12 protein-coding genes are annotated in these 12,966 nt (G+C 61.8%); 4 read left to right on the forward strand and 8 right to left on the reverse strand.

Annotated elements, in window-relative coordinates; all coding sequences use genetic code 11:
* Positions 1–2: 2 nt before the first annotated feature.
* Genes yqiA through nudF form a run of 4 tightly spaced genes read right to left on the reverse strand, consistent with a single transcriptional unit; the run spans position 3 to position 2,499 of the window.
* Positions 3–587 carry an esterase YqiA gene (yqiA, locus tag ACMGGW_RS19660; protein ID WP_025304306.1) on the reverse strand — a complete coding sequence of 195 codons (585 nt, stop codon included), beginning with the start codon at positions 585–587 and terminating at the stop codon, positions 3–5.
* Positions 587–1,414 (reverse strand): 3',5'-cyclic-AMP phosphodiesterase, encoded by an 828-nt coding sequence (cpdA, locus tag ACMGGW_RS19665; protein WP_197832251.1) that lies wholly within the window; start codon positions 1,412–1,414, stop codon positions 587–589. The genes yqiA and cpdA overlap by 1 nt, the downstream gene beginning before the upstream one ends.
* Before the next feature lie 27 nt (positions 1,415–1,441).
* Positions 1,442–1,867, reverse strand: a complete 426-nt coding sequence (locus tag ACMGGW_RS19670; protein ID WP_004937244.1) for a DUF1249 family protein — start codon at positions 1,865–1,867, stop codon at positions 1,442–1,444.
* Positions 1,867–2,499 carry an ADP-ribose diphosphatase gene (gene nudF, locus ACMGGW_RS19675; protein WP_043142088.1) on the reverse strand — a complete coding sequence of 211 codons (633 nt, stop codon included), beginning with the start codon at positions 2,497–2,499 and terminating at the stop codon, positions 1,867–1,869. The genes ACMGGW_RS19670 and nudF overlap by 1 nt, the downstream gene beginning before the upstream one ends.
* A gap of 347 nt (positions 2,500–2,846) precedes the next feature.
* Here nudF and hasF point away from each other — a divergent pair, with 347 nt between their 5' ends.
* Both hasF and dhaR read left to right on the forward strand, forming a co-directional pair.
* Complete coding sequence (gene hasF / locus ACMGGW_RS19680; RefSeq protein ID WP_049296255.1) at positions 2,847–4,364, forward strand: multidrug efflux transporter outer membrane subunit HasF; 1,518 nt, start codon at positions 2,847–2,849, stop codon at positions 4,362–4,364.
* Between the two features lie 151 nt (positions 4,365–4,515).
* Positions 4,516–6,465 carry a dihydroxyacetone kinase operon transcriptional regulator DhaR gene (dhaR, locus tag ACMGGW_RS19685; protein ID WP_197832250.1) on the forward strand — a complete coding sequence of 650 codons (1,950 nt, stop codon included), beginning with the start codon at positions 4,516–4,518 and terminating at the stop codon, positions 6,463–6,465.
* Here dhaR and dhaM read toward each other — a convergent pair.
* From dhaM to ACMGGW_RS19705, 4 genes are read right to left on the reverse strand one after another with little or no spacing between them, the layout of a single operon-like run.
* Positions 6,462–7,892, reverse strand: coding sequence for a dihydroxyacetone kinase phosphoryl donor subunit DhaM (dhaM, locus tag ACMGGW_RS19690; protein WP_197832249.1), 1,431 nt, complete (start codon positions 7,890–7,892; stop codon positions 6,462–6,464). The two genes, dhaR and dhaM, sit on opposite strands and share 4 nt — an antisense overlap.
* 11 nt (positions 7,893–7,903) lie before the next feature.
* A complete protein-coding gene (gene dhaL, locus ACMGGW_RS19695; protein ID WP_043142078.1) occupies positions 7,904–8,536 on the reverse strand; it encodes a dihydroxyacetone kinase subunit DhaL in 633 nt (210 codons plus the stop codon).
* A gap of 9 nt (positions 8,537–8,545) precedes the next feature.
* Positions 8,546–9,616: a dihydroxyacetone kinase subunit DhaK gene (dhaK, locus tag ACMGGW_RS19700; protein WP_043142075.1), complete on the reverse strand. Its 1,071-nt coding sequence runs from the start codon at positions 9,614–9,616 to the stop codon at positions 8,546–8,548.
* A gap of 51 nt (positions 9,617–9,667) precedes the next feature.
* Positions 9,668–10,768, reverse strand: a complete 1,101-nt coding sequence (locus ACMGGW_RS19705; protein WP_049296259.1) for a glycerol dehydrogenase — start codon at positions 10,766–10,768, stop codon at positions 9,668–9,670.
* Between the two features lie 353 nt (positions 10,769–11,121).
* Here ACMGGW_RS19705 and ACMGGW_RS19710 point away from each other — a divergent pair, with 353 nt between their 5' ends.
* The gene (locus tag ACMGGW_RS19710; RefSeq protein WP_049208368.1) at positions 11,122–11,784 is read left to right on the forward strand and encodes a DUF1190 family protein; all 663 of its coding nucleotides are present in this window, start codon (positions 11,122–11,124) and stop codon (positions 11,782–11,784) included.
* 3 nt (positions 11,785–11,787) lie between these two features.
* Positions 11,788–12,948: a glutathionylspermidine synthase family protein gene (locus tag ACMGGW_RS19715; RefSeq protein ID WP_025304316.1), complete on the forward strand. Its 1,161-nt coding sequence runs from the start codon at positions 11,788–11,790 to the stop codon at positions 12,946–12,948.
* Positions 12,949–12,966: the final 18 nt, after the last annotated feature.

Here is a 12,966-nt window from a genome sequence, read left to right on the forward strand (position 1 = left end):
CGTCAGACCGCGTTTAGCCCTAAAAAATCCACAATCTGGGGGAAGTAGTGCTCGAAACCGACGAAGGCGTGGTTTCCACCCGACTCCACCGTTTGCCGACACGCGGTGTAATACGCCACTGCCTGGCCGTAATCGAGAATTTCATCGCCCGTTTGCTGCAGCAGCCAGATTAAATCCGGCGACTCCAAGGGATCGATCTGCATCACTTTCAGATCGTAAACGTGCCGAGACTCTAACACATATTGCTGGCCGGTGTAGGGGTTCTCGTTGGCGCCGAGATAGTCCACCAGCAGCTCAAACGGCTTGACCGCCGGGTTGACCACCACCGCCGGCAGGGAAAAACACTGCGACAGCCAGGTGGCATAATAGCCGCCCAGCGATGAGCCGACCAGCCCGAGCGTTTGCCCGGCGCGTTCCAGCACCATATTTTCCAGCATCTCGGCGGCCTCCGCCGGAAAGGCCGGCAGCTGCGGCACCAGCATCTCGATGTCGGGATGGTGCTCGGCCAGCCAGGCCTTGAAGGCCACCGCCTTGGCCGACTGCGGCGAACTATTGAAACCGTGCAGGTAGAGCAGCGTCGAAGGCATCAGTATCCATCCGAGTCCATATCGGGGCGGAAATCGTCGTTTTCCAGGCGGAACACCTGCGTCTCGACGCGGCCGTCCGGCAGCAGATCGAGGTAACGCCAGCCGGGCGAGACGTCGTCGATGGTAAAGTTAGTGCAGTGCGGCTTGAATTGCACGCAGGTGGACGGCGTCGCCAACAGGCGCCGGCCCTGCCATTCCAGATCCAGATCCTGATGAATGTGCCCGCACACTACGGTATTCACTTTCGGATAACGCAGCAGGATCGCGCCCAGCATATGCGGGTTGCGCAGGCTGTGCTGATCGAGCCAGGTGCAACCGGACGGCAGCGGATGATGGTGCAGCAGCAACAGCGTATAGCGCTCGGGGTGAGCCTGCAGGCAGCGCTCCATCCACTCGAGCTGATACTCGCTCAATTCGCCGTGCGGCACGCCGAACACCTGGCTGTCCAGCATCAGCACCTGCCAGTCGTCGCCCAGCAACACCTGTTTGGAAGGGGCAATGCCGGCGGCGGCCAACGCGTTGACCATCGCCGGTTGGAAATCGTGGTTACCCGGCAGCCACACGCAGGGGGCCGGCAATTGCGCGATGCCGGCGGCGAAGTGGCGGTACGCCTCTTGCGAATGATCCTGCGCCAAATCTCCCGTGGCGACGATCAAATCAACGTCGCGGCGCTGCGCCTGGATTGCGTCCAGCACCGCGTGATAGCTGCGATAGGTATTGATGCCGAGCAACGTCTCGTGTTCGCCGGCAAAAAGGTGGGTATCTGTTATTTGTAGAATCCTGACCGCGGCCCCACTCGCCACGGGCAGTTTAAACAGGCTTTCCAAATGGTGTCCTTTGTTATTTCAGTCTGTCTAACAAACCGGAACCGCCATCGCTCCATGCGCCAAACAGTAGCGCAGCCAATCAGCAAGAAACTGGTTAATTTGATGCTTTTCGTCGCGTTGATGCAACTTTTTATTAGGATAATCATAACGCGCTTTAAAGCGGTAGATCTGCTGACTGGAACACACTTCCGCAACCATGGCGTCATGGTACAACCGCACCGTCATCGCGGGCAGGCTCCAGTAGCTGACCGCCGGAAAGATCTGCTCGATCTCCACCAGCGACGTGTAACGCGTGGACTCAACGATGGTCAAACGATAGCCGGCGCCGTTCACCTGATAAGTCACCGTTTCGCCCGCTTCATCGTTGCGCGGCAGCAAGCGGCGCAATTGCGCGAAGTTGGTTTCGCACAATCTCATCATTTCGGGGAAATCAGGGGTATAGCGCTGTTTCATTAGTTGGCCCACTCTTTTCTCAACGATTCATGGTGCAACGCCAGCCATTGCAATGCAATCACTGATGCGGCGTTATCGATCGCGCCCTCCTCTACCCAGCGGTAAGCCTGCTCGCGGCTGACCACGTGGACGCGGATATCTTCATGCTCTTCCGCCAGACCGTGGATGCCCTCGGCGGTGCGGGCGTCCACTTCGCCGACCATGATCGACAAACGTTCGCTGGTACCGCCGGGGCTGGCCAGGTAGCTCAGCACCGGCTTACAGCGCCCGACCACCACGCCGGCCTCTTCCTGCGCTTCGCGGCGGCACACGTCTTCGACGCTTTCGCCGGTTTCGATCATACCCGCCACCATTTCCAGCAGCCAGGGCGAATTACGGGTATCGACCGCGGCGATGCGCAGTTGTTCAATCAGCACCACTTCATCGCGCACCGGGTCATAGGGCAGCAGCACCGCCGCATGGCCGCGCTCGAAAATTTCACGCGTGATTTCAGGGCTCATTTCGCCATTGAACAACCGATGGCGAAACCGGTATAAATTGAGTGAAAAAAAACCACGGTACAGCGTCTCGCGTGCAATAATTTCTACATCTTTTTTATCGAAAGTAACGGGCGACGGCTGCGAACGGTTCATGCGCGAATTCTCCTGCTTGAGTATGCCGATAAAATAAACGGTTTTGATGACAGAAACAGCGGGACTCTCCGCCGCGGCTTTATGTTAGGCTGTTTCTCGCCGCCGGATGCGGCACGTTTGTGCGCTCGCAGGTAATAGCGGGAAACAATCCGGATTGTCAGCCATAATATCAGCTGCAGTCGACCGGGGCAGTACGCCAAGGTAAATGGGCGGTCTGAAAGGTAAAAGTTACGTGAGATGGCACATTCAGCCACCTGATGCGTACCGCAGACTCTGCTAGAATCGGCAACTATTTCGTCTATCGTCAGCGCTAACATAGCAATATTGCTGCACAACAAGGAATGCAAATGAAGAAACTGCTCCCCCTTCTTATCGGACTGAGCCTGGGCGGCTTCAGTGCAATGAGCCAGGCAGAGAACCTGCTGCAGGTCTACAAACAGGCCAGGGAAAGTAACCCGGATCTGCGCAAAAGTGCTGCTGACCGCGACGCCGCATTCGAAAAGATCAATGAAGCGCGCAGCCCGCTGTTGCCGCAGCTCGGTTTAACCGCAGGTTACGATTACACCAACGGTTATCGTGACAGCAATGGCGTTAACAGCAACGTGACCAGCGGTTCGCTGGCATTGACGCAAACCCTCTTCGACATGTCGAAATGGCGCCAGCTGACGCTGCAGGAAAAGACCGCCGGCATCTCCGACGTCACCTTCCAGACCGCAGAGCAGTCGCTGATTCTCAACACTGCCACCGCTTACTTCAACGTGCTGAAAGCGATCGACACGCTGTCCTATACCCAGGCGCAGAAAGACGCGGTCTACCGCACGCTGGATCAAACCACCCAACGCTTCAACGTGGGCCTGGTGGCGATCACCGACGTGCAGAACGCCCGTTCGAACTATGACACCGTGCTGGCGGCCGAAGTCTCCGCCCGCAACGATCTGGATAACGCGCTGGAAACGCTGCGCCAGGTGACCGGGGCCTTCTACCCGGAGCTGGCCTCGTTGAATACCGATCGCTTCAGTACCCAGCGCCCGGAAGCGGTGAACAACCTGCTGAAAGAAGCGGAAGCGCGCAACCTGAGCCTGCTGTCCGCCCGTCTGAGCCAGGATCTGGCGCGTGAGCAAATCCGCGCAGCCCAAACTGGCTATATGCCGACGATTGACGTCAGCGCGTCGACCGGCATCAGCAATACCAAATACAACGGCTCCAACACCGGCGGCGCGAATGCCGCACGCTACAGCGACTCCGATGCGGGCCAAAATAAGGTCGGCATCAGCTTCAACCTGCCGCTATACAGCGGCGGCGCGACCAACTCGCAGGTCAAACAAGCGCAGTACGGCTTCGTCGGCGCCAGTGAGCAGTTGGAAAGCTCCCACCGCAGCGTGGTGCAGACCGTGCGTTCGTCGTTCAACAACGTTAACGCCTCGATCAGCAGCATTAACGCCTACAAACAGGCGGTGATCTCCGCGCAGAGCTCCCTGGACGCGATGGAAGCCGGTTATCAGGTCGGTACCCGCACCATCGTCGATGTGCTGGACGCCACCACCACCCTGTATAACGCCAAACGTCAACTGTCCGACGCGCGTTATACCTATCTGATCAACCAGCTGAACATCAAGTCGGCGCTCGGCACGCTGAACCAGAACGATCTGCTGCTGCTGAATGGCGCGTTGGGCAAACCGGTGTCGACCGCGCCTGACGCCGTCGCACCGCAAAACCGCGCGCAGGACGCCTATGCGGACGGTTATCAGGACAATGCGCCGATGCAACAAACCGCGGCGCCGGCACCGGCGGCCACTCGCGTATCCGCGCCGGCCGTTACCTCCAGCCAACCGGCTCGCCACAGCGGCAACCCATTCCGCAACTGATGCGCGCACGTTGATAAACACGGGGTCCGGCCTGCGCCGCGCCCCGTTTTTTTTTGCCCCGATTTCCCCGCTTCTGCCCACCGCCTCACAGCCGCCGCTACACCAGGTGGTATCATCTTCACTCTCGTTTTCGCAGTCTGGATGAGGTTCGATGGACAACGATTCACGCTGGCAGCGGCTGATTAACGACGGTGAACTGCCGCCGCCGCTGCGCCCGACACAAGCCGTTTACGCCTCCTGGCTACGCTGCCGCAGCCTGATGCAGCCAGACGTTTGGCAGGCACCGCACCGCGCTCAGGGCGCCACCTTCGAATCGATTTGCCGCCGCAAGAACGATCTGCTGACGCTTGGCCAGGCGGCGCTGGAAGACGCCTGCGAATACATGGAGCCGCGACGTTGTCTGTTGCTGATCCTCGACGAGAGCGGCTGCACGCTGTGGCATTGCGGCGACGCCCAAACCTGGGAGCATTTGCAGCAACTGGGATTCGCCCCCGGCGCTTACTGGGCCGAGGGACAGATCGGCACCAATGCTCCGGCGCTGGCGGCGGCGGAAGGCCACCCGGTACGGGTGAGCGGTGAAGAGCATGTGCGCCAGGCGCTGCACGGCTGGTCGTTCTGCGCCACGCCGGTCTACGACAACAGCGGCCGCCAGCGCGGCTCGATCGCCCTGGGTTGCCTGCTGGCCGATTGCGCCGCCGGCGATCTGTCGCTGACGCTGGCCATCGCCCGCGAAATCGGCAACTCGCTGAACGCCGACGGCCTGCTGGCGGAATCCAACCGCCATCTAAATCAGCTTTACGGCCTGCTGGACGGCGTGGACGACGGCGTCATGGCCTGGGATCACCGCGGCTACCTGCAATACATCAACCAGCGCGCCGCCGGCCTGCTGAAGCTGGACGAACAGCAAAGCCAGGGTAAGCCGCTGGCGCAGCTGTTGACGCTGCCCGCGCTGCTCAAGCGCGCCATCGCCGATCGCCAACCGCTGCAACACGTCGAAGTCACCTTCGAAAGTCAGCGACAATTTATCGCCGCCTTGCTGACGCTCAAGCCGATTTTCGACGGCGATCGCTGCAGTTTCATCGCCCTGCTGCACCCGCTCGAACGGCTGCGCCAGTATGTCAGCAGCCAGCTGGGGCGCGTCAGCCACAGCTTCGAACAGATGCCCTCTACCTCGCTGGAAATGCGGCGGCTGATCCGTTACGGGCAGCAGGCGGCCAAGGGCCAGCATCCGATCCTGCTGCGCGGAGAGGAAGGGGTTGGCAAAGAGCTGCTCAGCCAGGCCATCCACAACGCCGGCGAACGCGCCGCCGGGCCGTATATCGCTCTTAACTGCCAGCTGCTGACGCAGGCGCAGGGGCTGCGTGAGCTGCTGGGCAGCGACGCCAGCGAAGAAGAGGCGGGCCAGCTCAGTAAATTCGAATTGGCCAACGGCGGCACGCTGTACCTCGAACAGATCGAATACCTGCCGGCGGAGATGCAGTCGGCGCTACTGCAGGTGTTGAAAACCGGCGTGGTGATCCGCCTCAATTCCAGCCGGGTGATCCCTGTCGATGTGCGTGTGATCGCCGGCAGCGCCGCCGATCTGCCGCTGCTGGTGCAGCAAAACCGCTTCCGCCGCCAGCTGTTTTACAGCCTGCAGGCGTTCGAAATCCTGATCCCGCCGCTGCGCCAGCGGCTGAGCGATATTCCGCTGCTGGTCAAACACCATCTGCGCACGCTGGAGCAGCATTTTCAGTGTCGCTTCCGGGTGGATGACGAGGTGATGGCCCAGTTGGCGCTTTATCTATGGCCGGGCAACGATTTGGAACTGAAAGGGGTGGTGGAGCGCGCGGCAATGATTTGCCACGGCCACCACATCCAGTTGGCGGATCTGCCGGCACACTTGCTCGGCCAGCCGTCGCTGCTGGAAAGCGACCCGCAGCCCGGCGCACCGCTGTTGACGCTGACGGACATGGAGCGCCAGGCGATCCTGCGCGTGGCGACCGTCAGCCGTGGCCAGGTGACGGAGATGGCGCAGCTGCTGGGCATCGGCCGCACCACGCTGTGGCGGAAGATCAAACAGCACGGGATCGACATCCGCCAGTTCAAGCTGCGCGCTTAATGGCTGAGCTGCAATACCCCGCGCGCGGCGTCCAGCATCGCCTTCTGCCCGCTGCGGGTTTTGCTCAGGCAATCCTGCATGCCGACCACCATCGGAATGCCCATCGCCTTCGCCAGAATGGCGCTGTGCGACAGGGCATTGCCGCCGCTCAGGCAGATGCCGAGCACCAGCCGCCTGTCGAGCATCACCACCTCTGAAGGCATCAACTCGTCCATCACCAATATTGACGGTTCTGCGAGCGCCATGGCCGGCAGCGGCAGCCCCTGCAGATGGCACAGCGTGCGGCGCAGCATGTCGCGCACGTCCAATTCGCGCGCCCGCATGTAGTCGTCATCCAGCTCACGGTACTCTTCGGCGATCGCCTCCAGCACCTGCCGCCAGGCCTGCTCGGCGCAGCACAGCTGCTGCGCGATGCGGGTGTAAGCCGCCTGCTGCAGATCCGGATCGTCCAGCAGCATGCTGTGGGCGCCGAAGATCGCCGCCTGCGGCTTGCCGATCAGCGTGCCGGTGCGTTCCGCCAGCCGGTTCAGATCGCTCAGCGTGTGCTGTAACGCCTCCCGCAGGCGTTGCTGTTCGCCCAGCACCTCGTCCGCGCCGATACGCCGATCGGCGGTTGGCGGCCAGAAGCTGTGGGCCTGGAACACGGGTCCGCTGGTGACGCTTTCCGCCACCGGGATACCGTGCAGCGAAGGCTGCTGCCGCTCGGAGACCGTCTCGCCGAAATGTTGTTCCGCCAGCGCTTTGAACGCCGCCAGCGCCTCGTCCGCCTGCGCACCGTCGGCGATCAGGCGAACGGTGTCGCCGTGACGCACCTGCAGCAGCGCCAGCTGATTGAGGCTGCGCGGATCGACGCACTGCCCCTGCTTTTCCAGCACCAGCTCGGCCTTGAACGGCGCCAGCGTCTCGACCAGCCGCGACGCCGGGCGCGCATGCAGCCCGTGCGGGTTCTGCACCGTCCAGGTTACGCTTTTGCCCTGCGCCAGCGGTAAGGCCACGCTTTTCGCCGTCGGAGAAGCCTCACCCAGCTGTGCCTGTTTGGCCTGCAGCGCCCCCTGCGCCTCCGCCACCACCTGTTCCAGCGAAGCACCGGAGTTGGCGGCCACCACCGCCGCCAGGGTGCCTTCAACCAGCGGCGCCGCGCACAGCCGCACTTTGGCGGCCAGGTCCGGGTCCAGCAGATCGAGCGCGGTTTCGGCACTGAGCAGCGCGCTGCCCAGATCCATCAGCACCAGAACGCCGTCGCCGCCGGCGACCGCTTCGATCGCCTCCATCACTTTGACCGCGTCGGTACCGATCGGGTGCTGCTCGTCATCCACGCCCGCCGCCAGCGCCAGTTTGCAGCCGTCACCGCGCATCATCTGCCGCGCCAACTGCTCAACGCCGCGCGCCAGCAACGCGCTGTGCGAAACCACCACGATATTAATCATCTCGCCTCCTGCTAACTGCCGGCGACCTCGGCCAGCGTTTTCATCATCAACATCACCGAAGTGGCGCCGGGATCCTGGTGGCCGATGCTACGCTCGCCCAGGTAACTGGCCCGCCCTTTACGCGCCTGCATGGTAATGGTGCTCTCCACCGCCCGCTCGGCGCTGTCGGCGGCACGCTGCAGCGCCTCCGCCACGCTCAGGTTCTGCTGCGCGGACTGGCCGAGGCTTTCCACCACCGGCCACCAGACGTCGCACATGGTCTTGTCGCCCGGCTCCGCCTTACCGCGCATCACCACGCCTTCCACCCCTTCCTGCATCACCTGATGCAGCTCCACCAGATCCAGGCTTTGCTTGGCGTTCGCCGCCTGCGCCGCGCGGATGAAGAAGGTGCCGAACAGCGGACCGCTGGCGCCGCCCACGCTCGACAGCAGCGTCATACCGGTGTTTTTCAGGATAAAGCCGATATCCTTGTCCGCCACCGACGGCAGCTTTTCCACCACCTTATTGAAACCGCGATTCATGTTCAGACCGTGGTCGGCATCGCCGATCTCGGTGTCCAGTTGGGTGAGAAAATCGCGCTCCCGGTTGAATACTTCGCCGCAACGCATCAGCCAATCGACGACCTGTTGTTTGGTCAACGCCATAATTCCTCCTCAGCAACCCCAACGCAGCGCAGGCGTTTTCACCGGCGCATCCCACAAGGACAACAGCTCGTCGTCCACGTTCAACAACGTGATGGACACGCCCTGCATATCAAGCGAGGTGCAATAAGAACCCACCAGGTTGCGTTCGATAATGATGCCCGCCTCGGCGCAACGCTCCGCCAATCGATGGTAGACGCCATACAGCTCGGACAGCGGCGTGGCACCCAGGTTATTGACCAACGCGATCACCCGATCGCCGCGCGTCAGCGGCTGCTTGGTCTGCATCTCGTCGCGCCACTCGCCCTGCTGACGATCCCAGACGCGGATCGTGCGCTGATAGTGGCCGTGGTCGATCAACGTATGGAACATGTCGTCCACCGCCGCGTTGAGCGTGGTGAACGGGCGGCGCGCAATGCCCGGCTCGCCGTGAATGCCGACGCCGAACTCCATCTCGTTCTCCGCCAGGGTGAACGACGGTTTGCCGGCGGCGGGGACGGTACAGGCACCCAGCGCAATGCCGATCGAATGCCCATGGTTGTTGATGCGATGCCCCAGCGTCACCACGCTGTCCAGATCGTCGCCGCGCGCCGCGGCGGCGCCCAGCAGTTTCTCCATCAGCACGGTGTTGGCCACCCCGCGTCGCCCAGCAGTGAACAGGCTGTCTTTAACCGCCACGTCGTCATCCACCAGCACCGTCGCCACCGCGACGCCGCTGTCGTGCAGCAGTTCGGTGGCGGTTTCGAAGTTGAGCACGTCGCCGGTGTAGTTCTTAATCAGCAGCAACACGCCGGCGCCGCCGTCGATCGCCTGACCGCACTCGTACATTTTATCCGGCGTCGGCGAGGTGAAAATCTCGCCCGGACAGGCACCGTCGAGCATCCCTTCGCCGACGAAACCGCAGTGCATCGGCTCATGGCCGCTACCGCCGCCGGACAGGATCGCCACCTTGCCCGCCACCGGCGCGTCGGCGCGAGTCACGAACACCGGATCCGCGTGCACCAGCAGCTCGGGATGGGCCTCCGCCAACCCCTGCAACTGCTCTTCCAACACCGACTCGACCTGATTAATCAGTTTTTTCACGATGATTTCCTCTGTAAGCCCAGGGGCGCGGCGCACCGCGCCCCAACGGTATCAATGACGCTGCAGCCAGGCGGCGCCCAGCCTGTCCGCCGTCAGGATCGCCGCCTGCACGCCCGCAGGGGTGACCTTGAACGGCATGTTGTGAATGGTTTCGCCGGCGGCGCAACTGGCCTCGGCCACCGCCATCATCTTCGCCGTCGCGTCGCCGGTGACGCCCATCTGCGCCAGCGTGATCGGCAGGCCGATGTCATGGCAAAACGCCAACACGGTTTCAATCTGCGCCATCGGGCTGTTCTGCAATACCAGCTGCGCCAAGGTGCCGAACGCCACTTTTTCGCCGTGATACAGGTGGTGGCACTCTTCCAGCACGGTGAAACCGTTGTGAATGGCGTGCGCCGCCGCCAGCCCGCTACTCTCGAAGCCGATGCCGCTCAAATACGTATTGGCCTCAATAATGCGCTCCACCGCTTCCGTTACCACGCCGGCCTCGACCGCCAGCTTGGCCTTCACCCCTTCGGCCAGCAGCGTGTCATAGCACAGCCGCGCCAGACTGAGCGCCGCCAGCGTCGATTTGCCGCCGGCCATGCTGGTGGCCTGAGCGTCGAAGCAGGCCTGCGCCTCGAAATAGGTGGAAAGCGCGTCGCCCATGCCGGCCACCAGCAGGCGCACCGGCGCGTTGGCGATGATGGAACTGTCCATCACCACCATATCTGGGTTGCGCGGGTAGATCAGGTATTCGGCGAATTCGCCCTGTTCGGTGTAGAGAACCGACAGCGCGCTGGTCGGCGCATCGGTGGAAGCAATGGTGGGAATGAGCACCACCGGCAGCTGTTGGTAGTGGGCGACGGCCTTGGCGGTGTCGAGCGTCTTACCACCGCCGACGCCGATCACTCCGCGGCAACCGTGGGCCTGCAGCTCGCGGCCGAGCCGGTCTATCTCTTTGCGGCAGCACTCGCCGTTGAAGCGGGCCGCGTGATGTTTCACGCCGTGCTGCTGCAGGCTGCCCATTAGGGTGTCGCCCGCCAGCTGCATCACGAAGTCGTCGGCGATCACCAGGTAATGATCGGCGAGGGATTTGGCGTATTCGCCGACGACGGCTAGCGCATTGGCGCCCTGAATGTATTTACCTGGTGACTGGATGATTCTCAACATAACCGGATCCTTGTAGGGAGTTGGCGATGGTAACGTTCAGATATCAGGTGATGACGCGCCGACTTCGCCGTCGGCTTGTTGTTGTGCTTCGACTATGAGCGCCTGCCACCCGCCTGGCGAGCTTCGCGATTTTTGTTCCATTATGGAACATCATCATAGCGATAACGTTTCATGATGAAACGCCAACGCGCGTTTTTTCGCCGCGAAAGCGAACTGGCGCACACCCCAACGTATAACTGCGTAAAGAGTGGATTCTACGGACGTTTCAGCTTTAATTTTGACCATGTTTCCCCTATCCTTAGCGCCACTACTGGGAAAGGGCGAAAACAGCCCGCATGATGGGATTGATAACGATGAAACGGACAAAAAACATCAACCAAGAGACGTTCCGCAAATCCTGGCGCAGCTACCGTGTCGCGCCCGTGGCCTTGGCGATCAGCGCCGTCTTTATGCTGGCCGGCTGTGAGAAGAGCGATGAAACGGTCTCCCTGTATCAAAATGCCGATGACTGTTCGCGCGCCAATCCTTCGATGAGCGAGCAGTGCACCACCGCCTACAACAACGCCCTGCAAGAAGCGGCGAAAACCGCGCCGAAATACGCCACCCGCGAAGACTGCGTCGCCGAGTTCGGCGAAGCGCAGTGCACCCAGGCGCCGGCACAGGCCGGCATGGCGGCGGAATCGCAAAGCAGCGGCAGCTTCTGGATGCCGCTGATGGCGGGCTACATGATGGGCCGCCTGATGGGCGGTTCCGGCTTCGCGCAGCAGCCACTGTTCACTTCCAAGAACGCCGCCAGCCCGGCGAACGGCAAGTTTGTCGACGCCAGCGGCAAGAGCTACGGCCCGGCCACCGCCGGCGGCCGCACCATGACGGTGCCGAAAACCGCCATGGCGCCAAAGCCTGCGGTCACCAACACCGTGACCCGCGGTGGTTTCGGCGAGACCGTGGCCAAGCAGACCAGCATGCAGCGCAGCAGCGCCACTTCCAACTCCGGCTCTCGCAGCATGGGCGGTTGATGCATGAAACGTATTGCTATTACCGAGCGCCCGGACTGGCGTGAAAAAGCGACCGAGTTCGGTTTCCGTTTCCACACCATGTACGGCGAGCCGTACTGGTGTGAAGACGCCTATTACCAGTTCACGCTGGCGCAGATTGAAGAGATCGAAAACGCAACCGCCGAGCTGCACCAGATGTGCCTGCAGGTGGTGGAAAAGGTGGTCGGCAGCGATGAGCTGATGGCCAAGTTCTGCATTCCGAAACACACCTGGGAGTTCGTGCGCAGTTCCTGGCGCACCAACCAGCCGTCGCTGTATTCGCGTCTCGATCTGGCCTACGACGGCGTCAACCCGCCGAAGCTGCTGGAGAACAACGCCGATACGCCAACCTCGCTGTATGAGGCGGCCTTCTTCCAGTGGCTGTGGCTGGAAGACCAGATCAACGCCGGCAAGCTGGATCCGGAATCGGATCAGTACAACAGCCTGCAGGAGAAGCTGATCGAGCGTTTCGCCGAGCTGAAAGCGCATCACGGCTTCGGCCTGTTGCACCTGGCCTGCTGCCAGGACAGCGAAGAAGATCGCGGCACGGTGCAATATCTGCAGGACTGCGCGCAGGAAGCCGGTCTGCCGACCGAGTTCCTGTTCATGGAAGAGATTGGTCTTGGCGAGAAAGGTCAGTTCACCGATCTGCAGGATCAGGTGATCGGCAACCTGTTCAAGCTCTACCCGTGGGAATTCATGCTGCGCGAGATGTTCTCCACCAAGCTGGAAGACGCCGGCGTGCGTTGGCTGGAGCCGGCCTGGAAGAGCATCATCTCCAACAAGGCGCTGCTGCCGCTGCTGTGGGAAATGTTCCCTAACCACCCTAACCTGTTGCCGGCTTATTTCGCGCAAGACGATCATCCGCCGATGGATCATTACGTCACCAAACCGCTGTTCTCACGCGAAGGCGCCAATATTCAGATCGTCGAAAACGGTCAGGAAGTGGCGCGCGTCGATGGGCCGTACGGTGAAGAAGGCATGATCGTGCAGCAGTTCCATCCGCTGCCGAAGTTCGAAGACAGCTACACGCTGATCGGCAGCTGGCTGGTGAACGATCAACCCTGCGGCATCGGCCTGCGCGAAGATCGCGAACTGATCACGCAGGATCTGTCGCGCTTCTATCCGCACACCATCCTCGGCTGATCACCCCGCTGAAGACAA

Origin of the sequence: Serratia sp. BNK-4, from assembly GCF_048685115.1 — a bacterium.
Lineage (GTDB): Bacteria > Pseudomonadota > Gammaproteobacteria > Enterobacterales > Enterobacteriaceae > Serratia > Serratia bockelmannii.

What these genes read in the sequence shown, in the direction of transcription:
- yqiA (WP_025304306.1), bottom strand. Translation starts at nt 587, where the DNA reads ATGCCTTCGACGCTGCTCTACCTGCACGGTTTCAATAGTTCGCCGCAG.
- ACMGGW_RS19670 (WP_004937244.1), bottom strand. Translation starts at nt 1,867, where the DNA reads ATGAAACAGCGCTATACCCCTGATTTCCCCGAAATGATGAGATTGTGC.
- nudF (WP_043142088.1), bottom strand. Translation starts at nt 2,499, where the DNA reads ATGAACCGTTCGCAGCCGTCGCCCGTTACTTTCGATAAAAAAGATGTA.
- hasF (WP_049296255.1), top strand. Translation starts at nt 2,847, where the DNA reads ATGAAGAAACTGCTCCCCCTTCTTATCGGACTGAGCCTGGGCGGCTTC.
- dhaR (WP_197832250.1), top strand. Translation starts at nt 4,516, where the DNA reads ATGGACAACGATTCACGCTGGCAGCGGCTGATTAACGACGGTGAACTG.
- dhaM (WP_197832249.1), bottom strand. Translation starts at nt 7,892, where the DNA reads ATGATTAATATCGTGGTGGTTTCGCACAGCGCGTTGCTGGCGCGCGGC.
- dhaL (WP_043142078.1), bottom strand. Translation starts at nt 8,536, where the DNA reads ATGGCGTTGACCAAACAACAGGTCGTCGATTGGCTGATGCGTTGCGGC.
- ACMGGW_RS19705 (WP_049296259.1), bottom strand. Translation starts at nt 10,768, where the DNA reads ATGTTGAGAATCATCCAGTCACCAGGTAAATACATTCAGGGCGCCAAT.
- ACMGGW_RS19710 (WP_049208368.1), top strand. Translation starts at nt 11,122, where the DNA reads ATGAAACGGACAAAAAACATCAACCAAGAGACGTTCCGCAAATCCTGG.
- ACMGGW_RS19715 (WP_025304316.1), top strand. Translation starts at nt 11,788, where the DNA reads ATGAAACGTATTGCTATTACCGAGCGCCCGGACTGGCGTGAAAAAGCG.